At 68.7% G+C, this 19,902-nt stretch carries 20 protein-coding genes and 1 pseudogene; 3 read left to right on the top strand and 18 right to left on the bottom strand.

Going from position 1 to position 19,902, the window contains the following annotated elements; genetic code table 11:
• Positions 1–157: 157 nt before the first annotated feature.
• The 13 genes and pseudogenes from ACK4S2_RS08390 to ACK4S2_RS08450 form a co-directional block, all read right to left on the bottom strand.
• The gene (locus ACK4S2_RS08390) at positions 158–1,939 is read right to left on the bottom strand and encodes an ABC transporter transmembrane domain-containing protein (protein WP_409622858.1); all 1,782 of its coding nucleotides are present in this window, start codon (positions 1,937–1,939) and stop codon (positions 158–160) included.
• Positions 1,940–2,075: 136 nt separating this feature from the next.
• Positions 2,076–2,231: a hypothetical protein gene (locus ACK4S2_RS08395; protein WP_409622860.1), complete on the bottom strand. Its 156-nt coding sequence runs from the start codon at positions 2,229–2,231 to the stop codon at positions 2,076–2,078.
• Positions 2,232–2,380: 149 nt separating this feature from the next.
• Positions 2,381–3,160, bottom strand: a complete 780-nt coding sequence (locus ACK4S2_RS08400) for a succinate dehydrogenase iron-sulfur subunit (protein WP_409622863.1) — start codon at positions 3,158–3,160, stop codon at positions 2,381–2,383.
• Between the two features lie 13 nt (positions 3,161–3,173).
• Positions 3,174–3,467, bottom strand: coding sequence for a hypothetical protein (locus tag ACK4S2_RS08405; RefSeq protein ID WP_409622865.1), 294 nt, complete (start codon positions 3,465–3,467; stop codon positions 3,174–3,176).
• Positions 3,467–5,269, bottom strand: coding sequence for a succinate dehydrogenase flavoprotein subunit (gene sdhA / locus ACK4S2_RS08410; RefSeq protein WP_409622868.1), 1,803 nt, complete (start codon positions 5,267–5,269; stop codon positions 3,467–3,469). Before sdhA ends, ACK4S2_RS08405 begins: the two co-directional genes overlap by 1 nt.
• 12 nt (positions 5,270–5,281) lie before the next feature.
• Positions 5,282–5,653 (bottom strand): succinate dehydrogenase, hydrophobic membrane anchor protein, encoded by a 372-nt coding sequence (gene sdhD, locus ACK4S2_RS08415; RefSeq protein ID WP_409622871.1) that lies wholly within the window; start codon positions 5,651–5,653, stop codon positions 5,282–5,284.
• Positions 5,654–5,663: 10 nt separating this feature from the next.
• Complete coding sequence (gene sdhC / locus ACK4S2_RS08420) at positions 5,664–6,047, bottom strand: succinate dehydrogenase, cytochrome b556 subunit (RefSeq protein ID WP_409622875.1); 384 nt, start codon at positions 6,045–6,047, stop codon at positions 5,664–5,666.
• Between the two features lie 245 nt (positions 6,048–6,292).
• Entirely contained in the window at positions 6,293–6,535 is a 243-nt protein-coding gene (locus tag ACK4S2_RS08425) for a hypothetical protein (protein ID WP_409622916.1), read from the bottom strand.
• A gap of 38 nt (positions 6,536–6,573) precedes the next feature.
• Positions 6,574–6,936 (bottom strand): annotated as a pseudogene (locus ACK4S2_RS08430) (TorF family putative porin); the annotation flags it as partial.
• A 204-nt stretch (positions 6,937–7,140) separates the two neighbouring features.
• Positions 7,141–8,172: a MaoC family dehydratase gene (locus ACK4S2_RS08435; protein ID WP_409622878.1), complete on the bottom strand. Its 1,032-nt coding sequence runs from the start codon at positions 8,170–8,172 to the stop codon at positions 7,141–7,143.
• A 79-nt stretch (positions 8,173–8,251) separates the two neighbouring features.
• Positions 8,252–8,455, bottom strand: a complete 204-nt coding sequence (locus ACK4S2_RS08440; RefSeq protein ID WP_409622881.1) for a DUF1737 domain-containing protein — start codon at positions 8,453–8,455, stop codon at positions 8,252–8,254.
• A gap of 4 nt (positions 8,456–8,459) precedes the next feature.
• Entirely contained in the window at positions 8,460–9,005 is a 546-nt protein-coding gene (locus ACK4S2_RS08445; protein ID WP_409622913.1) for an NnrU family protein, read from the bottom strand.
• 35 nt (positions 9,006–9,040) lie between these two features.
• On the bottom strand, positions 9,041–9,895 hold the full coding sequence (locus ACK4S2_RS08450) for an HpcH/HpaI aldolase/citrate lyase family protein (RefSeq protein ID WP_409622884.1): 855 nt from the start codon (positions 9,893–9,895) through the stop codon (positions 9,041–9,043).
• 240 nt (positions 9,896–10,135) lie between these two features.
• Here ACK4S2_RS08450 and ACK4S2_RS08455 point away from each other — a divergent pair, with 240 nt between their 5' ends.
• Positions 10,136–10,453, top strand: coding sequence for a hypothetical protein (locus ACK4S2_RS08455; RefSeq protein ID WP_409622887.1), 318 nt, complete (start codon positions 10,136–10,138; stop codon positions 10,451–10,453).
• A gap of 15 nt (positions 10,454–10,468) precedes the next feature.
• Here the strand turns inward: ACK4S2_RS08455 and lpdA are convergent, their stop codons facing one another.
• The 3 genes from lpdA to ACK4S2_RS08470 all read right to left on the bottom strand — a co-directional run bounded on the left by lpdA (position 10,469) and on the right by ACK4S2_RS08470 (position 13,842).
• Complete coding sequence (gene lpdA / locus ACK4S2_RS08460; protein WP_409622890.1) at positions 10,469–11,863, bottom strand: dihydrolipoyl dehydrogenase; 1,395 nt, start codon at positions 11,861–11,863, stop codon at positions 10,469–10,471.
• 107 nt (positions 11,864–11,970) lie between these two features.
• Positions 11,971–12,552 carry a DUF924 family protein gene (locus tag ACK4S2_RS08465; protein WP_409622892.1) on the bottom strand — a complete coding sequence of 194 codons (582 nt, stop codon included), beginning with the start codon at positions 12,550–12,552 and terminating at the stop codon, positions 11,971–11,973.
• A gap of 54 nt (positions 12,553–12,606) precedes the next feature.
• Positions 12,607–13,842, bottom strand: a complete 1,236-nt coding sequence (locus ACK4S2_RS08470) for an MFS transporter (protein ID WP_409622895.1) — start codon at positions 13,840–13,842, stop codon at positions 12,607–12,609.
• Between the two features lie 206 nt (positions 13,843–14,048).
• On the opposite strand from ACK4S2_RS08470, the gene ACK4S2_RS08475 reads away from it, so the two are divergent.
• Entirely contained in the window at positions 14,049–14,762 is a 714-nt protein-coding gene (locus ACK4S2_RS08475; protein WP_409622898.1) for a GNAT family N-acetyltransferase, read from the top strand.
• On the opposite strand, the gene queA is transcribed toward ACK4S2_RS08475, so the two are convergent.
• Complete coding sequence (gene queA, locus ACK4S2_RS08480) at positions 14,725–15,774, bottom strand: tRNA preQ1(34) S-adenosylmethionine ribosyltransferase-isomerase QueA (RefSeq protein ID WP_409622901.1); 1,050 nt, start codon at positions 15,772–15,774, stop codon at positions 14,725–14,727. The two genes, ACK4S2_RS08475 and queA, sit on opposite strands and share 38 nt — an antisense overlap.
• On the bottom strand, positions 15,771–19,106 hold the full coding sequence (locus tag ACK4S2_RS08485) for a hypothetical protein (protein ID WP_409622904.1): 3,336 nt from the start codon (positions 19,104–19,106) through the stop codon (positions 15,771–15,773). Before ACK4S2_RS08485 ends, queA begins: the two co-directional genes overlap by 4 nt.
• 94 nt (positions 19,107–19,200) lie before the next feature.
• Here ACK4S2_RS08485 and ACK4S2_RS08490 point away from each other — a divergent pair, with 94 nt between their 5' ends.
• Positions 19,201–19,662, top strand: a complete 462-nt coding sequence (locus ACK4S2_RS08490; protein WP_409622907.1) for a peroxiredoxin — start codon at positions 19,201–19,203, stop codon at positions 19,660–19,662.
• The last annotated feature ends 240 nt before the right edge of the window (positions 19,663–19,902 follow it).

Here is a 19,902-nt window from a genome sequence, read left to right on the forward strand (position 1 = left end):
GAACATGGGGGGAAAGCGGCCGCTGTGCAAGCATGACGCTGCTGCAAGGAAACGCCCGCCCATGCGGATCGGGCAAGGTTTCCGTCCGGGATGCCGCCCAAGCCGATGCAGGACAGATGCGCCGCGTGCTGCGCCGGGCCCCGGGTGCAAGCCGCGTTCAGGCGGCGAGGTCGGTGAACTGCAACCGCGCCAGCCGGGCATAAAGCCCGCCTTGCGCCACCAGTTCGTCATGCGTGCCGGTCGCCACGATCCGGCCCTGATCGAAGACCACGATGCGGTCGGCCTGTTTCACCGTTGCCAGCCGGTGCGCCACCACCAGGGTGGTGCGCCCCCTGGCCAGCCGCGCAAAGGCCATCTGCACCGCGCGTTCGGATTCGGCATCCAGCGCGCTGGTCGCCTCGTCCAGCAACAGCACCGGCGCATCGCGCAGGATGGCGCGGGCGATGGCGATGCGCTGCTTCTGCCCGCCCGACAGCATCATGCCGCGCTCGCCCACCTGGGTATCGTAGCCTTGCGGCAAGGCCGCGATGAAGTCGTGCGCCGCCGCAGCCCGCGCCGCCTGTTCGACCTCGGCATCGGTGGCTTCGGGCCGCCCAAAGCGGATGTTCTCGCGCGCGGAGGTGGCGAAGATCACCGGGTCCTGCGGCACCAGCGCCAGGGCGCGGCGGAAGGTGGCGCGGTCGAGATTGCGCAGGTCGATGCCATCCAGCCGCACCGCGCCGGACTGCGGGTCGTAAAACCGCATCAGGAGTTGCAGCACGGTGGATTTGCCCGCCCCCGATGGCCCGACCAGTGCCACCGTCTCGCCCGGGCGGATGGTCAGGTCGATGCCTTGCAGCGCCGGCGCCTCGGGCCGGGTCGGGTAGCGGAAGCCGACGCCCTCGAACCGGATTTCGCCGCGCACCGGGTCCGGCAGCGGCTGCGGCACGGCCGGGTCGGCCACGGTGTCGGTGGTCTGCAACAGCTCGACCAGGCGCTCGGTGGCGCCCGCCGCGCGCTGCAATTCGCCCATGATTTCCGACAGCGACCCGGTCGAGCCCGCGACCAGCACGGCATAGATCACGAATTGCACCAGCTCGCCCGGGGTCATCGTGCCCGCCTGCACGTCGCGCGCGCCGATCCACAGCACACCGACGATACCGGCGAAGACGAGGAAGATCACGATCACCGTCATCAGCGCGCGGGTGGCGATGCGGCGGCGGGTAGCGGCAAAACCGGCCTCGGTGAGGCGGGCGAACTCGGCGCGGCTGGCGGTTTCGTGGGTAAAGGCCTGCACCGTCTGCACGGCCAGCAGCGTTTCCGAGGCATTGCCGGAGCTGGCCGCGATCCAGTCCTGCGTTTCGCGGCTGAGCGCGCGCAGCCGCCGCCCCAGCACCACGATGGGCACCACCACCGCCGGCACGATCAGCAGCACCAGCAGCGTCAGCTTGACCGATGTGATGGCCAAGAGCACCAGCCCGCCCAGCAGCGTCAGGATGTTGCGCAGCGCCACCGACACCGAAGACCCGATCACCGACAGGATCAGCGTCGTGTCGGTGGTCAGGCGGCTGATGACCTCGCCCGTCATCATGCGTTCGTAAAATGCGGGCGACAGGCCCAGAAGCCGGTCGAACAGCGCGCGGCGGATGTCGGCCACCACGCGTTCGCCCAGACGGGTGACGAAGTAGAACCGGATCCCGGTGCCAAGCGCCAGCAAGGCCGCCAGCGCAAGGGCGGCGGCAAAATACTGGTCCAGCAGCGCGGCACCTTCGCTGAACCCGTCCACCACCCGGCGCACCGCCAGCGGTAGCGCCAGCGAGACCAGCGCCGTCAGCACAAGCGCCAGCACCGCCAGCACCGCCTGGGTGCGGTAGGGTGCGATGAACGGCAAAAGGCCGCGCAAGGCCCCGACGCGCTTCGATGCGGCGCGGTCGGGCAAGGGATCGCTGGGTCGTGCCATCGGGGTTCCGTCTGTTGCGCGTGCCTCCCGTTTAAGGAACCGCCGCCGCCCCGGCAAGCCTTGTCGGCTGTGCCGGGGCGTCGCAGGGCGGCCGGTCGCCCGATGAGCGGCCGCACGCTGCCGGCGGCAGGCAGGCTCAATCGAAATAGGCGTACATCTGGTCCAGCGCGGTCAGGTCGGGCCGTACCGGGGCCGGCGCCGCAAGAGGCGCGGTCCAGTAGGCAAGCGGCGCGAAGGCGGCATGGGCGGCCTTGTGGGCAGCCTGGCGGGTGGTCTGTTTCTGGCGGGTCATGGTCGATACCTTTCCGGTCACTCCCTTGCCGCGACAGATGGACCTGCCGCACCCCATGCGCAACGGACATGGCTGCAAGGTCGTCATGCGGAAAACACAAAGGCCGCCCAGGGGGGCGGCCTGCGGGTTCGCCGGTTCGGGCGCGTCGGTCACACCACCCGTTCGACCATCATCTTCTTGATCTCGGCAATCGCCTTGGCCGGGTTCAACCCCTTGGGGCAGGTCTTGGCGCAGTTCATGATCGTGTGGCAACGGTAAAGCTTGAACGGGTCTTCCAGCTGGTCCAGCCGCTCGCCCGTGGCCTCGTCGCGGCTGTCGATGATCCAGCGGTAAGCGTGCAGCAGGGCCGCCGGGCCCAGATACTTGTCGCCGTTCCACCAGTAGGACGGGCACGAGGTGGAGCAGGACGCGCACATCACGCATTCATAGAGGCCGTCGAGCTTTTTCCGATCCTCGATCGACTGGCGCCATTCCTTGGCCGGGCGGTTCGTCTTGGTTTCCAGCCAGGGCATGATGCTGGCGTGCTGGGCGTAGAAATGGGTCAGGTCCGGGATCAGATCCTTGATGACCGGCATGTGCGGCAAGGGATAGATCTTCACGTCGCCCTTGATCTCGTCCAGGCCATAGATGCAGGCCAGCGTGTTGATGCCGTCGATGTTCATCGCGCAAGACCCGCAGATGCCTTCGCGGCACGACCGGCGGAAGGTCAGCGTGGGGTCGATCTCGTTCTTGATCTTGATGAGCGCGTCCAGAACCATCGGGCCGCAGGTATCCAGATCGACGAAATAGGTATCGACCTGCGGGTTCTTCCCGTCATCGGGGTTCCAGCGATAGATCTGGAACTTGCGCAACCGCTTGGCGCCTTCGGGCTTCGGCCAGGTCTTGCCGGTGCGGACAGTGGAGTTTTTCGGCAGCGTGAACTGGACCATCGGTCGGGACCTTTCAGTTTCGCAAAAGGGTGTAGGGGCGCGTGGGCAACTGGCCGGAACGTTGCACCACACAGGCCTGCCAGACATCGGCAGGGTCGCGGCCCAGCAGGAAATCCGAGGCGATTTCCAGATCCAGCGCCGCATGGCGGCGGCCGCCCGAGCCGATGCCCAGCTCGACCGTCCCGCGGGGCCGTTCGGCCAGCCGCGCCTGTTGCAGGCAGTTGCGTTCGGCCTGCGCAACCGTTTCGGGCCCGCAGGCTGCCAGCAGCAGCAAGGCACCCGTCAGGCTGGCAGGCCGCGCGCGCATCAGTAGACGCGCGCCTTGGGCGCGATCTTCTTCAGGCTGATCCCGCCTTCGGCCTCGGTCGTCAGCGGGTCGAGGTGCACCGGCCGGGTCGACAGCGTGACCTTGTGCCCGTCCACATGCGCCAGGCTGTGCACGCGCCAGTTCACATCGTCGCGGTTCGGATAATCCTCGTGGGCATGGGCACCGCGCGATTCCTTGCGCGCCTCGGCCGCCACGATGGTCGCCAGCGCGTTCGGCATCAGGTTCGCCAGTTCCAGCGTTTCCATCAGGTCCGAGTTCCAGACGAGGCTGCGGTCGGTGACCTTCAGGTCGTCCATCTTGCGCGCCACGCTGTCCATCTTGGCGCAGCCTTCGGCCAGCGTCTTGTCGGTGCGGAACACGGCGGCATCGGCCTGCATGGTCTTCTGCATTTCCAGCCGCAACTCGGCCGTGGACACTGTGCCCTTGGCATGGCGGAAGGCATCGAAGCGCGACAGCGCGCGGTCCACCTCGGCCTTGTTGGTGGGCGGCACGGCCCCGGCGCGGTCCACCACCTGCCCTGCACGGATGGCGGCGGCACGGCCGAACACCACCAGGTCGATCAGGCTGTTGGAGCCCAGCCGGTTGGCCCCATGCACCGAGGCGCAACCCGCCTCGCCCACCGCCATCAGGCCGGGGAACACCGCGTCCGGGTTGCCCGGGGTCGGGTTCAGCACCTCGCCCCAGTAGTTGGTCGGGATGCCGCCCATGTTGTAGTGCACGGTCGGCAGCACCGGGATGGGTTCCTTGGTCACGTCCACGCCGGCAAAGATGCGCGCGCTTTCGGAAATGCCCGGCAGGCGCAGTTCCAGCGTCTCGCGCGGCAGGTGGTTCAGGTGCAAGTGGATGTGGTCCTTGTTCGGCCCCACGCCGCGGCCTTCGCGGATCTCGATGGTCATGCAGCGGCTGACCACATCGCGGCTGGCCAGATCCTTGTAGGTCGGGGCGTAGCGTTCCATGAACCGCTCGCCTTCCGAGTTGGTCAGGTAACCGCCTTCGCCGCGCGCCCCTTCGGTGATGAGGCAGCCCGAGCCGTAAATCCCGGTCGGGTGGAACTGCACGAACTCCATGTCCTGCAAGGGCAGGCCGGCGCGCGCCACCATGCCGCCGCCGTCGCCGGTGCAGGTATGGGCGCTGGTGGCGCTGAAATAGGCCCGCCCATAGCCGCCGGTCGCCAGCACCGTCATCTTGGCGTTGAACACATGCATGGTGCCGTCATCCAGCTTCCACGCTACCACGCCGGTGCAGACACCGTCGGTGATGATGAGGTCGAGCGCGAAATACTCGATGTAGAACTCGGCCTTCTGCTTGAGCGACTGGCCATAGAGCGTGTGCAGGATCGCGTGCCCGGTGCGGTCGGCCGCGGCACAGGTGCGCTGCACCGGCGGGCCTTCGCCGAATTCGGTGGTGTGGCCCCCGAACGGGCGCTGGTAGATCTTGCCGTCCTCGGTGCGGCTGAACGGCACGCCATAGTGCTCCAGCTCGTACACCGCCTTGGGCGCCTCGCGCGCAAGATACTCCATCGCGTCGGTGTCGCCCAGCCAGTCGCTGCCCTTCACCGTGTCGTACATGTGCCACTGCCAGTGGTCGGGGCCCATGTTCGACAGGCTGGCGGCGATGCCGCCCTGCGCGGCCACCGTGTGGCTGCGGGTCGGGAACACCTTGGTGATGCAGGCGGTGCGCAACCCCTGCTCGGCCATGCCCAGCGTGGCGCGCAGACCCGCGCCGCCGGCGCCGACCACCACGACATCGTAGTCGTGCGTTTCATAAGCATAAGCTGCCATGCGTTTCGTCCTTCAGAGCGCGATCTTGACCAAAGCGTAAAGGCCGGTCGCAACGATGGTGTAGCTGAGCGCGGTCACCGCGATGACGGCGACCTTGCGCGCGGTGCCGCGGGCATAGTCCTCGATCATCATCTGCGCACCCTTGCGGAAATGCTGCATCCCCACCACCAGCACCAGCGCGGTCAGGATGGCCGGGAACGGACGAGAGAACGTGGCCAGCACCTCTTCGCGCGTGCCGCCCAGGGCCGAGCCGAAGACATAGACAAAAGCCGGCACCAGCAGCGCCAGCCCCACGGCCGACACCTGCATCGACCAGTGGTGTTCGGTCCCGGTGCCCGAGGCGCCCTTGCCTTCGGCGCGCTTGCGATCGGTCAGGTAGCGCATGGCAGTTTCCTCAGAGAATGATGACGGTAAGCACGGTCAGCACGACCGACCCGATGATGCAGGCCCAGCCAAGCTTTTCGGCGGTGGGAATGTCCAGCCCCTTGCCGGCATCGTAGTAAAGGTGCCGCAGGCCGGCGAGGTAGTGGTACCAGACCGCCCAGATCGACCCGAGGAACACCAGCTTGCCGAACCACGACCGCACCACCGCATCGGCGGTGGCGAAATAGGCATCGCCCGTGGCGGCGGCCAGCAACCACCACACGGCCAGAACCACCGCGACGATCAGCCCGTTTCCGGAGATCCGGGTCAGAATCGAACTGATCGAGGTGATTTGCGGACGATAGATCTGCAGATGCGGCGACAGGGGGCGTTCCACCCGTTTCGTCTCGGCCATCGCTGGGTTCCCTTTTGCTGGCAGCGGGTGCCTGCCGCTGTCTTTGGCCTTTTCATAGCGCATTTCACGCGCCTGTCACGTGCCAAGCGGCTGCAATCACGGGCGATGCGGCGCTAACAGCGGAAAAATGCCACTTTGCGATCACAAAAAAATTGCGTGTGATCACGGCATGAGAGGCGGCCATGCCGCAAATGCGAACGGGCCGCGACTCGCGTCGCGGCCCGCCGGGCAATCATGTCGTCCGATCAGCGGAACGAGAAGCTGTAATCCAGCGAAAGAACCGCAAGCCCTTTGGAGATGTTGGTGTCATGATAGGCCAAACCGATACCGAAGTTGTCGTTGATGGCATAGCTGCCACCCACCGACCAGTATTTGTGGCCGCCCTTGTTGATCTTGCCGTATTTCGCCTCAAGCGACAGCTTGTCGTTGATGGCATAGCCCATCGACAGGCTGGTGTTGGTGACCTTGGCGCTCGGGTCATGCGCCACGCGCAAGCCCGGCTCAGCGCATCGGTCGCAGCATAGCCAAAGTTGCCGATGATCTCGCCGCAGCAGTTCACGCGCGGGTTCCGGTAGAAATAGCGCGCATAGCCGATGTCGTAGCTGAACTTGCCGACTTCGTTGCGATAGCCGAAGTAGAGGTCGATTTCCGACGACGAGCCGGTGATGACCCGATCCACGTTCGACATCCAGGCACCGAAGTAGAAGCCGTTGATCTCGCCTTCGATCCAGGGCTGGAACGCCGGGCCGTCGCTTTGCTTGAGGCCGTTGGCAACGTATTCGCTGGTCAGCGTGACACCGCCCGAGAACGAAAGGCCCTGCGCGGCGGCCAGAGACGGGGCAGCCAGCGCGGCGGCGGCGAGAGCGGTCGAGGTCAGGAACTTGCGCATCGGGTGCACGTTGTTTAAGCGTTTCGCAGCCTTGACAGAACCATGACGAAGGCGTGTCGAACAGAGGGGGGCGCGGCAAATCCTGCCGCTGATGCAGCCAGGACACGCCCTGTTCCCGCCGTGCAACGCCGCAGTGCAGCATCAGGGCCAGATGCCCGAAAACCGGGCACAACCTGTCTGGCGAGCCCCACCGAAACCGTCGCGTCAACGAGGAATCAACGCCCAGACGTCGAGGTCCAGCAACACCTCCGGCAGGTATTTGCCATCGGCCCCTTTCAGCGCAAACGGCGCCGCCCCGGCTTTCGCTGCCACCAGCCGCAGCCGCAGCGCCCCCACCCCGGGGGCCGCGGTCTCGGCCTTGTCCAGCACCTCGGACCAGGCGCGCACCGTGTCGCCGGCAAAGCAGGGGTTGGCATGGGCGCCTGCGTTCAGCGCCACCAGCATCTGCGCATTGGCCAAGCCGTTGAACGACAGCGCGCGGGCCAGGCTGATGACATGCCCGCCATAGATCAGCCGCCGCCCGTCGGGGCGGAAGGTGGCATCGAAATGCACCTTGGCGGTGTTCTGCCACAGGCGCGTGGCCAGCATGTGCTCGGCCTCCTCGATGGTCACGCCGTCCACATGGTCGATCGTCTCGCCGATCTCGTAATCGCCCCAGCGGTGCCGCTCGCCTGCCAGCGCAAAATCATAGGCCGAAAAATCCAGCCCCTGCGGCACCACCAGATCCTGCGCCGCAACCACCTTGCGCAGCTCCGGCACCACCGCCGGCGGCGCGGGCGCCTCGACGCGGCGCTTGCGCACCATCACCCAGCGCACATACTCCAGCACCGCCTCGCCGTGCTGGTTCAGGCCCCGGGTGCGGACATAGACGTTGCCCGATTGCCCGTTGGAGTTTTCCTTGACCCCGATCACCTCCGATTCCGACCGGATCGTGTCGCCCGGGTATACCGGCGCCAGCCAGCGCCCTTCGGCATAGCCAAGGTTCGCTACCGCGTTCAGGCTGATGTCGGGCACGGTCTTGCCGAACACGGTGTGAAACGCGATCAGATCGTCCAGCGGGCTGGCCGGCAACCCGCAGGCCCGCGCGAAGGCATCCGAGGAATACAGCGCGTGCCGCGCGGGATAAAGCGCATGATACAGCGCCCGCTCGCCCCCCGACAGCGTGCGCGGCACCGCATGGCGGATCACCTCGCCCACCCGGTAATCCTCGAAAAAACGGCCCGGATTGGTCTTCACGGCCCTGCTCCTGTATCTGTTCCGGAATATCGCGGGGGCAGTCGGGCCCGGGGTGGGCCCGACCGGGGGGCAGCGCGCCTTACTGCTCGCCCAGTTTCGTCTCGGGCGTGTAGGTGCCCGGCGCATCCTTCACCACCGCCTGCGCGCAGCGCATCACCCCGCGCGCCGCGTCGAAGGCATAGGACGGGCTGCCATGCAGCACCCAGCCCTTGTTCAAGGCCGCCGTCACCTTGTGACAGAAGGCCGATGTGTCGTCGTCGGTCAGCAGTCGATACAGCTTCATCGCATCACCCGAAGGGCCAGTAACCCAGCCAGTTGTGGATCCAGCCGACGACGCCAACCAGAACCACCGTCGCCACCAGCGCGATGCCCTCGGCCCTGACCCCGCCCCAAGGCCGCTGCGCCGGCCGCACGCCCGCCCGCTTGAGCACGATCACCTCGACCACCGCCCAGGCCAGCAGACCGCCGAACAGAATGACGCTCGCCACATCGCCGTTCACCAGCAGATGCGCCAGGGCCCAGGACTTGAACCCGGTCAACTGCGGGTTGGGCATGGAAATGGCCGCCCGCGCCTTCAGGCCATCGGCCGCGAACAGGTAAAAGGCCAGCAGGACCAGCAGGTTGTTGATATGGGTGAAAAACGCAGGCGCCGTCCACAGCACCGTGACATCGGCCCCGCGATAGCCCACCACCATCAGCACGATCGACGCCAGCAGCAGCACCGCCATCAGGCCCTTGCCCTTGTCGCCCATCGCCGCCCGCGCCTCGGGCGCCAACCGCTTGAACAGATGCGCGCCCCACCAGAGCGCCACGCCGAAAATCAGGATCGTCAGATACATCGCCAGCCCTTCGCTTGCTGCGGCAGGGGTCAGCCTGCCATCGCGGCAATCGCAGCCGCCTTGGCCAGCGTTGCCCGTGCGGTGACGATATGCAGGTTTTCCACGATCTTGCCATCCACAACCGCAACCCCCTGCCCGGCGGCCTGTGCGGCCTCGAAGGCCGCGATCTGGCGGCGGGCCAGGTCGATTTCCGCCTCCGACGGGGCAAAGACCTCGTTGGCCACCGCCAGCTGGTCGGGGTGGATCAGCGTCTTGCCGTCGAACCCCATGTCGCGGCCCTGCACGCATTCGGCGCGCAGGCCCTCGGCATCCTTGAAGGCGTTGTAAACGCCGTCCACGATGGTCACGCCATGCGCCCGCGCCGCCAGCAGGCACAGGCCCAGCCCGGTCAGCAGCGGCAGGCGGTCGGGGCGAAAGCGGGTGCCCAGATCCTTGGCCAGGTCGTTGGTGCCCATCACCATGCCCGTGAGCCGCGGGTGCGCCGCAATCCCTGCGGCGTTCAGCATGCCCAGCGGGGTTTCCATCATCGCCCACAGGTCCACGTCCGGGATCCGGTCGGCCACCGCCTGCACATCGGCGGCGCTGTCGACCTTGGGGATCAGCACCGCTTCCAGCGGCACGCCGACCATCGCCGCCACATCGTCGGCGCCCCAGGCGGTGCCGAGCCCGTTGATGCGCACGATGCGGGCGCGGCCGCCGAAATCGCGGGTCCGCAGGGTTTCGGCCAGCAGCGCCCGGGCGCGGGGCTTTTCCTCGGCCGCGACCGCATCTTCCAGATCGAAGATGATGGCATCGGTCGGCAGACCGGCCGCCTTTTCCAGCGCGCGCTCCTTCGAGCCGGGGATATACAGCACCGAACGCCAGGGGCGGGCTTGCAGGTCCATGATTCTACCCTCGTAATTTTGTTGCGTCATGGATCACGTCTGCGACCGATTCCGCAAGCCCGTTTTCGCTGCGATGCGGCGCCTTCGGCGTGCGGCGGGTTAACCCGTTCTTGGCACCTGTGCGGCAGGCTTTCCCCATGCGCCCCCCCGGGCGCGGCACGAAACCCCGAAACCTGCGGCCGCCAGCCGCCGGACCGCCCCGGTCCGGCGCCGGGCACCGCCAAGACGAAAGGCAGACCGATGGACCGACTCTTTGCGCTTTCGCTCGGCTTTGCCGGGCTGATCCTGGCCACCCATGCCAGCCACGGCCAGACGATGCCGCAAACCTGCGGCCCCCGGGCCGAGGTGCTGGCGGTGCTGTCGGACAAATACCACGAAACCCGCCGCGGCATGGGCCTGGCCGGCCCCTCGTCGGTGGTGGAACTGTTCGCCTCGGCCCGCACCGGCAGCTGGACGGTCACCGTCACCCTGCCCGACGGGCGCACCTGCCTGATCGTCTCGGGCGAAGGGTGGGAGCCGATGGCCGACCGGTTGCCCGCCAGAGGCAGCCCCGCCTGAGCGCGACCGCGCGGCTCAGAAATGCAGCGCGCGGCCGTAGGCGTCCAGCACCGCCTCGTGCATCATTTCCGACAGGGTCGGATGCGGGAACACGGTTTCCATCAGCTCGGCCTCGGTCGTCTCCAGCGTGCGTCCCACCACATAACCCTGGATCAGTTCCGTGACTTCCGCGCCGACCATGTGCGCGCCCAGCAATTCGCCGGTTTTGGCATCGAACACGGTCTTGACCAGCCCTTCGGGTTCGCCCAGGGCAATGGCCTTGCCGTTGCCGAGGAAGGGGAAGCGGCCGACCTTCACCTCATGCCCGGCCGCCCTGGCCTTTTCCTCGGTCAGGCCGACGCTTGCGACCTGCGGGTGGCAATAGGTGCAACCGGCGATGCTGTTGGGCTTGATCGGGTGCGGATGCTGGCCCGCGATCAGTTCGGCCACCATCACGCCTTCATGGCTGGCCTTGTGCGCAAGCCAGGGCGCACCGGCGATGTCGCCGATGGCATAAAGGCCCTTCACCCCGGTCCGGCAGTGGGCGTCGGTGACGACATGGGTGCGGTCCACCTTGACCCCCAGCGCCTCCAGCCCCAGCCCTTCGACATTGCCGACGATGCCCACGGCCGAAATCACCGTGTCGAACCGGCGGGTTTCCACCTTGCCGCCCTGGTCGATATGCGCGGTGACGCCGGTGGCGTCGCGGTCCAGCTTCTTCACGGTCGCCTTTTCCAGAATCGTCATGCCCTGCTTGACGAACTGCTTTTTCGCAAAGGCCGCGATCTCGGCATCCTCCACCGGCAGTATGCGGTCCATCACCTCGACCACGGTCGTTTTCGCGCCCAGCGTGTTGTAGAAGCTGGCAAATTCGATCCCGATGGCGCCCGAGCCGATCACCAGCAGATCCTTGGGCATCCGCTTCGGCACCAGCGCGTGCTTGTAGGTCCAGACCCGGTCGCCATCCGCCTCCAGCCCCGGCAACTCGCGCGCCCGCGCGCCGGAGGCCAGCACGATGGCGGGGGCGGTCAGATCCTCCACCCCCTTGTCGGTCTTGACGCTGACCATGCCCGGCGCCGGCAGCGTGGCCGTGCCCATGACCACGGTCACCTTGTTCTTCTTCATCAGATGGCCGATGCCGCCCGCCAGCTGCTTGGCCACGCCGCGCGACCGGGCCACCACGGCATCGAGGTCATAGCCGATGTTGTCGGCCTTCAGCCCGAATTCCCTGGCCCGATGCATCAGGTGGAACACTTCGGACGACCGCAGCAGCGCCTTGGTCGGGATGCAGCCCCAGTTCAGGCAGATGCCGCCCAGATGCTCGCGTTCCACGATGGCGACCGACAGGCCCAGCTGCGCCCCCCGGATGGCGGCGACATAGCCCCCGGGGCCGGCCCCGATCACGATCATGTCGAAGTTTCTGGCGGCCATTCTTCCCTCCCTTGGAAAAGTGGTTTACCGTTAAACTATTTTCCTGGACCGAGCAATTGCAGCAATGCCACACCGCCATGCAAAGCGTGCATGGCTGGCGCATCGCCTCAATTCCCGGCCGCTTTCAGCGCCTCGACCACCAAGGCATAGCCGCCGGCAGCCAGAAATGCCGCCTCCTCGGCCGTCGTGTCGCGCCCCAGCGCCGCGTTGCGATAGGGGAAGCGGCCGAAACGGCGGATCACCTCGGCGTGGGCCCTGGCGTGCAGGTGGTTGGACTCGCCGGTTTCCGGCATTCGTTCAGCCATCAAACGAATACAGTCGAGCTGGTCCTGCATGGCTTCGGAATGCATCAGCGGCAGATAGAAGAACTGCCGTTCGGGTTCGGGGGCGGCCATGTCCCACCCGGCGGTCAGGGCGGTGCGGGCGGCGGCCAGGGCGGCGGCATCGGTGGCAAAGGCGCGCGCCGTGCCGCGCCACATGTTGCGCGGAAACTGGTCCGTCACCACGATGAAGGCCAGCGCCCCCGCCGGCCCTTCGACCCAGTGGTCAAGGCCCCCGTCGGCCGCCGCCTGCCACAGGTCGGCAAAACGGTCGCGGATCTCGGCATCCAGATCGGCGCCGCCGGCATACCAGCCTTCGGGGCCCAGCTCGCCCAGCCAATAGTCCAGCACCGTGACCGGATCGCTCATCCCACCCCTCCGCGTTCCGGGCCAGAGTGGCAGGTTCCGCGCCGCCGCGCAATCTCAGCGCGCAGAGGCTTCGCTGGGGCGGTCCAGCACCGCTTCCACCGCCAGCGCCGAGGCATTGGGCGTAATCGGCGCAAAGCCCGGCGCCCCGCGCGGCGTCGCCCGCCGCGTCATGCGCCACAGCCCGTAAAGCCCCAGCGCCCCCAGCAGCACCCCGATGAACAGGAAGAACCCGCGCGGGCCGATGGTTTCCATCATCCAGCCGGTGACCAGCGGCCCGGCAATGGCCCCGAGCCCGTTGAGGAACAGCAGCCCCGCCGAAGCACCGGCCATCTCCTCCTTGCCCAGAAAGTCATTGGTATGCGCGATCAGCAGCGAATACAGCGGGTTGACGATGCCGCCCAGCGCAAGGCTCAGCGCCACCAGCAGCACGAAACCCGCATCCACCGCCGCCGCGAGGAACATCGACCCCGCCCCGGCAAAGGACAACAGCAGGATCACCGTGCGACGGTCCATCCGGTCGGACACCCAGCCGATGGGGTATTGCAGCACCAGCCCACCCACATACATCGCCCCGATGAAGATGGAGATCTGCGGCACCGACAGCCCTTCCATCATCCCCCAGACCGAGGCCATGCCGAACATCGCCGAATAGACCCCGCCGGTCATCAGCATGCCCGCGCAGCCCAGCGGCGACACCTGGAACAGCCGCCGGAACCCCAGCCTCTGCGTGGTGTCGAACACCGGCGCCGGCGTGGCCGCCAGCAGGATCGGCGTGAAGGCAAGGCTGACCAGCACCGACGGAATGATGAACAGCAAGAACCCCGAAGGATCGCCCGCGTTGAGCAGCGCCTGGCTGGCAATGATGCCGATCATCTGCACGATCATGTAAAGCGACAGCGCCTGCCCCCGCGTCTCGTTGGCCGAGGCGTTGTTGAGCCAGCTTTCCGCGGTGACATAGACGCCCGAAAAGCAGAACCCGATCACCACCCGCATGATCGTCCATGCGGCGACATCGGGGATGACCGGGTAAAGCACCAGCACCGCCGAAATCAGCGACCCCAGCGCCGCGAACACCCGCACATGCCCCACCCGCCGGATCATGCCGGGCGCCAGCCGCGACCCGCCCAGAAAGCCCAGGAAATAGGCCGACATCACGAACGACATTTCCCAGGTCGAGAACCCTTCGATCGACCCGCGGATCCCCAGCAACGAGCCTTGCACACCGTTGCCCACCATCAGCAGCATCACCCCCAGCAGCAGCGGCCACGATGTGCCCAGAACCTTCAGCATGGTGTCTCCTGCGGCGCGCCAGGCGCGCCGATAACGGGTTTGTCAGTGGACTCGGCCCGAGGATCGGGCGACGATTCCGGCTATTTCCAACCCTAACGCCGGGGGCAAGGGGCCGTCCGTCACAACCGCGACAGGTTCGGCCCGAAACCCGGCATCCCGAAACCACCGCCGCCCGCCACCGCCACCCCCTTGACCCGGAGGAGACGATGCAAGGACAATCCGGTTTCCGCCTGCCCCTGAATGCCGATCTGGTGCTGGACCGCCCGCGCTGGTCGGGGCCGCTGTCCGCGGCCGAGATTGCGGCCGCCCGCGCCAATGGCCTGGCCCTTGCCTGGTGTCCGGCGCAAGGCGGGCTGGTGCTGGCCAGCGCCCGCGATGCCGGCGACGACCCTGTGCTGCCGGTCTGGGCCCGGCAGGTGCCGGTGCGCCTGCGCCCCTGGTCGGGCGACGATATCGCCGCCTGCCATGCGCTGATGGACGACCCCGGCCTGTGGCAATTCCTGCCCGAAGCCATGCCGCAACCGCTGACGCCCGACACCGTGGCCGACCTGATCGCGATTGCCGGCGCCGCGCACCACCTCGTGCGCTGCATCGACACGGCACAAGGCCCGGCCGGCCAGGTGCGGCTGCTGTGGCAAGGCGCGGGCCTTGCCCCCGACGAGGCCGAACTCAGCTACTGGCTGGGCCGGGCGCATCGCGGCCGGGGGCTGGCGCTGGCGGCGGTGCAGCAGGCGCTGGCGCTGGCCTGGGGCCTGCGGCCCGACCTGCGCCGAATCGTCGCCTACACCCACCCCGACAACGCGCCTTCGGCCCGGTTGCTGGCCCGCGCAGGCTTTGCCCCCACAGGCACGCGCGCGGCCGACGGCTGGAACGCCCACATGCTCAGTCGGGCAGCAGCAGCGACGCATCGCCATAGCTGAAGAAGCGATAGCGGTTGCCGACCGCATGGGCATAGATGCGGTCGATCCGGTCCTTGCCCATCAGCGCCGACACCAGCATCAGCAACGTCGATTTCGGCAGGTGGAAGTTGGTCATCAGCCCGTCCACCACCCGGAAGCGGAAACCGGGATAGATGAAGATGTCGGTCTCGCCGACCCAGGGGGCAACGCCGGCATCGGTCGCAGCACTTTCCAAGAGCCGCAGCGCCGTGGTGCCCACGGCGATCACCCGCCCGCCCGCGGCACGGGTGGCGTTGATCTGGGCCGCGGCCTCGGGCGTGACCTCGCCCCATTCGGCATGCATGCGATGCGTGGTCACATCCTCGACCTTCACCGGCAGAAAGGTGCCGGCGCCCACATGCAGCGTCACTTCGGTGAACTGGATGCCGGCGGCACGCAAGGCCTGCAACAGCGCCTCGTCGAAATGCAGGCTGGCGGTCGGCGCGGCCACCGCGCCGGCATGGCGGGCAAAGACGGTCTGGTAATCGTCCATGTCCTGCGCATCGGGGGCGCGGCGGGCGGCGATGTAGGGCGGCAAGGGCATGGCCCCCGCCTGCGCCAGCGCCGCGTCGAAATCGTCGCCGGTCAGGTTGAAGGCCAGAACCACGTCTTCGGCGCCGCGCTCCACCACCTTGGCCGACAGATCGGGCGAAAACACCACGGTTTCCCCCGCCGCCAGCTTGCGCAAGGGCTTGGCCATCGCGCGCCAGGTCCCGGCGGGTTGCGGCTCCATCAGGGTGATCTCCACCCGCGCCGAAACGCTGCCTTGCGCGCTGTCGCGCCGGCGCTGCCCGGTCAGCCGCGCGGGGATGACGCGGGTGTTGTTCAGCACCAGCCGGTCGCCGGCGCGCAGGATGCCCGGCAGGTCGAAGACGTGGCGGTCGTCGATCCGGTCGGCTTCGGCCAGCAGCAGCCGGGCCGAGGACCGCGGCCGCGCCGGTCGGGTGGCGATCAGGTCTTCGGGCAGGTGAAAATCGAAGTCGTCCAGTTTCATCGGTTGTCCAGTCTTGCGGCGGGGCGGCGCAGCCAGTCGCGCAAGAACCCGGGCGCCAGCACCGACAAGGGGTTGACGGTGACCTGCGGGTTGGCCGCCTTGCCGCGAACGCGATAGGTAAAGCCGACCAGCCCTTCGCCGGGCCGCGTCAGCACCGCACCGATACCGTTAATCAGGTAGAAAGGCGAGATCACGCCGCGCAGATCCAGCCGGTCTTCGTCGCTGTAATAGACCCCTTCCAGCGACACGCCGAACGAGGCACCCACCGCGCGGCCCTCGGTCAGTTCCATCGCCGCGGGCGTCAGGCGAAAGCGGCCCTTGGCCTCGGCAAAGACGAGGCCCGAAGTGGCAAGCTGGTCGATCAGCCCCACGATGCTGGCCGCGTTCAGCAGCTCGGCCAGCGCGGGCATCCGGCGCACGCGAAACCCGGTCATGTCGATGCTGCCTTCGTAATGCCCCGGGCGCCCGGTAGGGGCGATCGCCAGATCCATCACGCCGCCCGACGCCTTGGCAAACAGCCCCGCCGCCGCCAGGGCCGCGCCGCCATCTTCGGCGCGCACGCGAAACGCGGTGCCGCGCGGACCGGGCTGCATCCGGCCCGTCACCGGCACCTGGCCGTTCAGCCGCCCCGCAAAGGTGCCGTCCAGCCCTTGCGCCCCGGGGCGCAGCCGCGCCTGCACCCCGGTCAGCGCGATCCCGCCCGAGACCTGCACCCGGTCCAGCGCCACCTCCAGCGGCGCCCCGCCGGCCAGCGTGCCCCGCGATGGCGCCGGCGCACCGGCGGCAGGCAGGCGGCGCAGGTCGGCGGTGCCGCCGGTCAGGCGCACGGCCAGCGGGCGCCCCTTGCCTTGCCCGGCGATTTCCGCCTTGGCATCCAGCCATTGGCCGAGGCGCAGGCGCGCGAGGCCCAGCCGCGCCAACCCGCCGTCGGATGCCAGTTCCAGCCGCCCCTCGGCCAACAGGCCCGGCCCCTCCAGCAGCACGCGGTCCAGCACCACGGGCGCGGCAAGGCGCCCCGTCACCTCCAGCCGCCCCCGCGTCGCCGCCGGTTTGGACCAGCCGAGGTCGGCAATGCGCACCGCCGCACCGCCCAGGTCGGACTTCAGGCTCAGCACCGGCGGGGCATCGCGCGGCAAGGCCACCTCGAAGGCGGCGCGCCCGGCGCCGCTCAGCGCCCCGTTTCCCAGCCCCGGCAGGAATTCGGCCGCAAACCCGGGGTCGAGCGCCACCGTCCCCGTCACGCGGCTCGCGCCGCCTGCCCCGGCGGCCAGCGGCAGCACCCAGCGCGCATCGAAGGTAGCCTTGCCCAGCCGGCCCGACCCGGTCAAGGCGATCTCGGTGGTGTCGGCGCGCAGGTCCAGCCGGTCGGCCACCAGCTCGCGGCCGGGGACCAGTTTGTCGGACCACACCTGTTCCAGCGTGCCCTGCACGGTGAAGCGCACATCGGGCAGCCGGATCTGGCGCGCCAGCGGCAGGCGCAATTCGGTGGTCAGCCGCGCGCGGCCCTGGCCGAGGTCGGGCTTCAACCCCGCCTTGGCCAGAAAGCCGAAGGGCGGCTGGTCCAGCAACGACAAGGCCGCCGTCAGGCTGCTGTCGGTGGACAGGGTGATTTCGGCATCGGCCGGAACCTTGCGGATATCGGGCACCCGGAACACCGACCGCGCCACGCGGATGTCGCCGCCTTCGGGCGGGGTGACGCGGCCATCCTCGACCACCGCAGTATAAACCTGCCCTTCGATGCTGGCATAGCCGCGCCCGCCCTGGATCGGCGGCAAGGTCGGCATGAACCGCACATCGGCCCCGGCGAATTCGTAGCCCAGCGACAGGCGCGGTTCCTGCCCGGGTCGCAGCCGCAGCCCCGCCTTGACCCCGAACAACAGGCCCTGCTGCACGTTCGCCACCAGCCAGGCCCGGGTGTTGGGCACCAGCCCCACGGGCCAGAGCGCCAGCAGACGGTCGTGCCGGATCGCGTCGAGCTCCAGGTCCAGCGCCACGGTCCAGCCCTCGCGGCCGGCCGAAACGCCGCCGCGGGCCAGCAGGTTGCGCCCTTCGTCCACCAGCGCCAGTTGCCCCAGATCGACCGAAAACGGGTCCAGCCGCAGCCGCAGGTCCATCGCGCCCTGGGTGAACCGCACCGGCTCGGCGAACACGCCTTCGGGGTTCACCAGCACATCGTCGAACCGGATCTGCGCCTGAAAGCTGTCGGGCACGCCATCGTCCATGCCGGTCAGGTCGGCATGGGCCGCCGCCGACAGGCGCAAGGCCGGGCTGTCCACCACCACCCGCGTCGCGGTGATGCGCGACCGCGCCGGATCCCAGCCGAAGACGATTTCGGCGGTGTTCAGGGGCACCGGCCGCGCCCCCTCTACCGGGCGCAAGGCACCGGCGCCGACACTCAGGGATCCGTCCAGCGCATCGAGCCGGCCATCCGCGGCCAGGGTGGCGCGCAGGTCGCCCGAGATCGGCGCCTCCAGCACCCCCAGCCAGCCCAGGACCGGCGCCTGTGCCGCAAGGTCGGCGGCCGCCACCCCATCGACCCGCGCGGCCAGTCGCGCCCCCTGCCCGCCATGCCCGACCGCAAAGGTCACCTGCGCCGTCGCCGGCCCCGCCGCGCCGCCGACCAGCCCGAAGGCAAGGTCGATCACGGTTTCCGCCTCGGCCCGGATCAACGCCACGCGCCCGTCGCCCACGGTCCAGACGCGGCCGGCGCGGCGGTCGTCCAGCGTCAGGGTCAGCGCGTCGGCCTCCACCCGGTGCAGCGCCGCCAGCGCGGGCACCGCGAAGAACGCATCCACCCGGTCCAGCAATTGCGCCAGCGTGGCCGGCGCCTCGGCCCCCTCGGCGCCGAAATCGAAGTCGATCCGGCCGTCCGGGCCGCGCCGCAGCGCGATCTGCGCGCCGCTGATGCGCACGGCGACGGGCTCGACCCGGCCGCGCCGCAAGGCCGCGCCGTCGAACCGCGCCCGGGCCTCGGGCAGCACGATGCCGCCGCCGCCGGGGCGCGCCAGCCGCAGATCCTGCAAGCGCAACTCGGGCAGGCGGTCCAGCGCGAACAGCACCTCGGCCCCACCCAGCGAGGCGACCGCCTTGCCATCCAGCGCCTTGTTCAGCCGCATCTCGGCCTCGGCCACCAGCCAGACCGGCAAGGCCAGCGGCCGCCCGCCAAGCAGCCAGCCCGCCCCCGCCAGCAGCCCGACGAACAGCACGAACACCAGCCCCGCCCGCAGCACCGCACGCCCAAGGCGCCGATGCCACGGCAAGGCCGGGCGCCGCGGCCGGCGGCGCCGGGGCGAAGGCTCTGGCCCCACGGGCGGGACCTGCGCATCGGTCATGCAGGCGGTTCCTTCGAATGCGGCCGGCTATGGCTTTATCTTTGCATCCTGCGGTCTAAAACACAAAACATCGTCAACCCCAAGCGAGGGATCCATGCTGAACCCCGGCGACACCGCCCCCGATTTCACCCTGCCCCGCGACGGCGGCGGCAGCATCACCCTGTCGGCGCTGCGGCCGGGGAAGGTGGTGGTCTATTTCTACCCCAAGGACGACACCCCGGGTTGCACCACCGAAGCGCTGGATTTCACCGCCCGGCGCGAGGCCTTTGCCGCCGCAGGCGTCACCGTGATCGGCGTGTCCAAGGACAGCGTCGCCGCCCATGACAAGTTCTGCCGCAAACACGGGCTGGGCATCGTGCTGGCCTCGGACGAAGGCAGCACCACTTGCGAGGACTATGGCGTCTGGGCCGAAAAATCGATGTATGGCAAGAAGTTCTGGGGGGTGGAGCGCACAACCTTCCTGATCGACGGCGACGGGCGCATCGCCCGGGTCTGGCCCAAGGTCAAGGTCGCCGGCCATGCCGAGGAGGTGCTGGAAGCCGCCCGCGCCTTGTGAGGCCCCCTGCACGGCGCGGCTGACCCGAAAAGCGGGAAGGCGGGCCCCGCACCGGGTGAGAAAAGCGGGGGCTTCACACCCCCCGCACCCCACAAGATAAGCGGGGGGTTTCACACCCCCCGCACCCCACAAGATAAGCGGGGGGGGGGGGGGGGGGGGGGGGGGGGGGGGGGGGGGGGGGGGGGGGGGGGGGGGGGGGGGGGGGGGGGGGGGGGGGGGGGGGGGGGGGGGGGGCCGGCG

Source organism: Gemmobacter sp., from assembly GCF_046292685.1.
In the GTDB taxonomy this organism is placed as follows: domain Bacteria; phylum Pseudomonadota; class Alphaproteobacteria; order Rhodobacterales; family Rhodobacteraceae; genus Wagnerdoeblera.

What these genes read in the sequence shown, in the direction of transcription:
- ACK4S2_RS08390 (WP_409622858.1), bottom strand. Translation starts at nt 1,939, where the DNA reads ATGGCACGACCCAGCGATCCCTTGCCCGACCGCGCCGCATCGAAGCGC.
- ACK4S2_RS08395 (WP_409622860.1), bottom strand. Translation starts at nt 2,231, where the DNA reads ATGACCCGCCAGAAACAGACCACCCGCCAGGCTGCCCACAAGGCCGCC.
- ACK4S2_RS08400 (WP_409622863.1), bottom strand. Translation starts at nt 3,160, where the DNA reads ATGGTCCAGTTCACGCTGCCGAAAAACTCCACTGTCCGCACCGGCAAG.
- ACK4S2_RS08405 (WP_409622865.1), bottom strand. Translation starts at nt 3,467, where the DNA reads ATGCGCGCGCGGCCTGCCAGCCTGACGGGTGCCTTGCTGCTGCTGGCA.
- sdhA (WP_409622868.1), bottom strand. Translation starts at nt 5,269, where the DNA reads ATGGCAGCTTATGCTTATGAAACGCACGACTACGATGTCGTGGTGGTC.
- sdhD (WP_409622871.1), bottom strand. Translation starts at nt 5,653, where the DNA reads ATGCGCTACCTGACCGATCGCAAGCGCGCCGAAGGCAAGGGCGCCTCG.
- sdhC (WP_409622875.1), bottom strand. Translation starts at nt 6,047, where the DNA reads ATGGCCGAGACGAAACGGGTGGAACGCCCCCTGTCGCCGCATCTGCAG.
- ACK4S2_RS08440 (WP_409622881.1), bottom strand. Translation starts at nt 8,455, where the DNA reads ATGAAGCTGTATCGACTGCTGACCGACGACGACACATCGGCCTTCTGT.
- ACK4S2_RS08450 (WP_409622884.1), bottom strand. Translation starts at nt 9,895, where the DNA reads ATGGACCTGCAAGCCCGCCCCTGGCGTTCGGTGCTGTATATCCCCGGC.
- ACK4S2_RS08455 (WP_409622887.1), top strand. Translation starts at nt 10,136, where the DNA reads ATGGACCGACTCTTTGCGCTTTCGCTCGGCTTTGCCGGGCTGATCCTG.
- lpdA (WP_409622890.1), bottom strand. Translation starts at nt 11,863, where the DNA reads ATGGCCGCCAGAAACTTCGACATGATCGTGATCGGGGCCGGCCCCGGG.
- ACK4S2_RS08465 (WP_409622892.1), bottom strand. Translation starts at nt 12,552, where the DNA reads ATGAGCGATCCGGTCACGGTGCTGGACTATTGGCTGGGCGAGCTGGGC.
- ACK4S2_RS08470 (WP_409622895.1), bottom strand. Translation starts at nt 13,842, where the DNA reads ATGCTGAAGGTTCTGGGCACATCGTGGCCGCTGCTGCTGGGGGTGATG.
- ACK4S2_RS08475 (WP_409622898.1), top strand. Translation starts at nt 14,049, where the DNA reads ATGCAAGGACAATCCGGTTTCCGCCTGCCCCTGAATGCCGATCTGGTG.
- queA (WP_409622901.1), bottom strand. Translation starts at nt 15,774, where the DNA reads ATGAAACTGGACGACTTCGATTTTCACCTGCCCGAAGACCTGATCGCC.
- ACK4S2_RS08485 (WP_409622904.1), bottom strand. Translation starts at nt 19,106, where the DNA reads ATGACCGATGCGCAGGTCCCGCCCGTGGGGCCAGAGCCTTCGCCCCGG.
- ACK4S2_RS08490 (WP_409622907.1), top strand. Translation starts at nt 19,201, where the DNA reads ATGCTGAACCCCGGCGACACCGCCCCCGATTTCACCCTGCCCCGCGAC.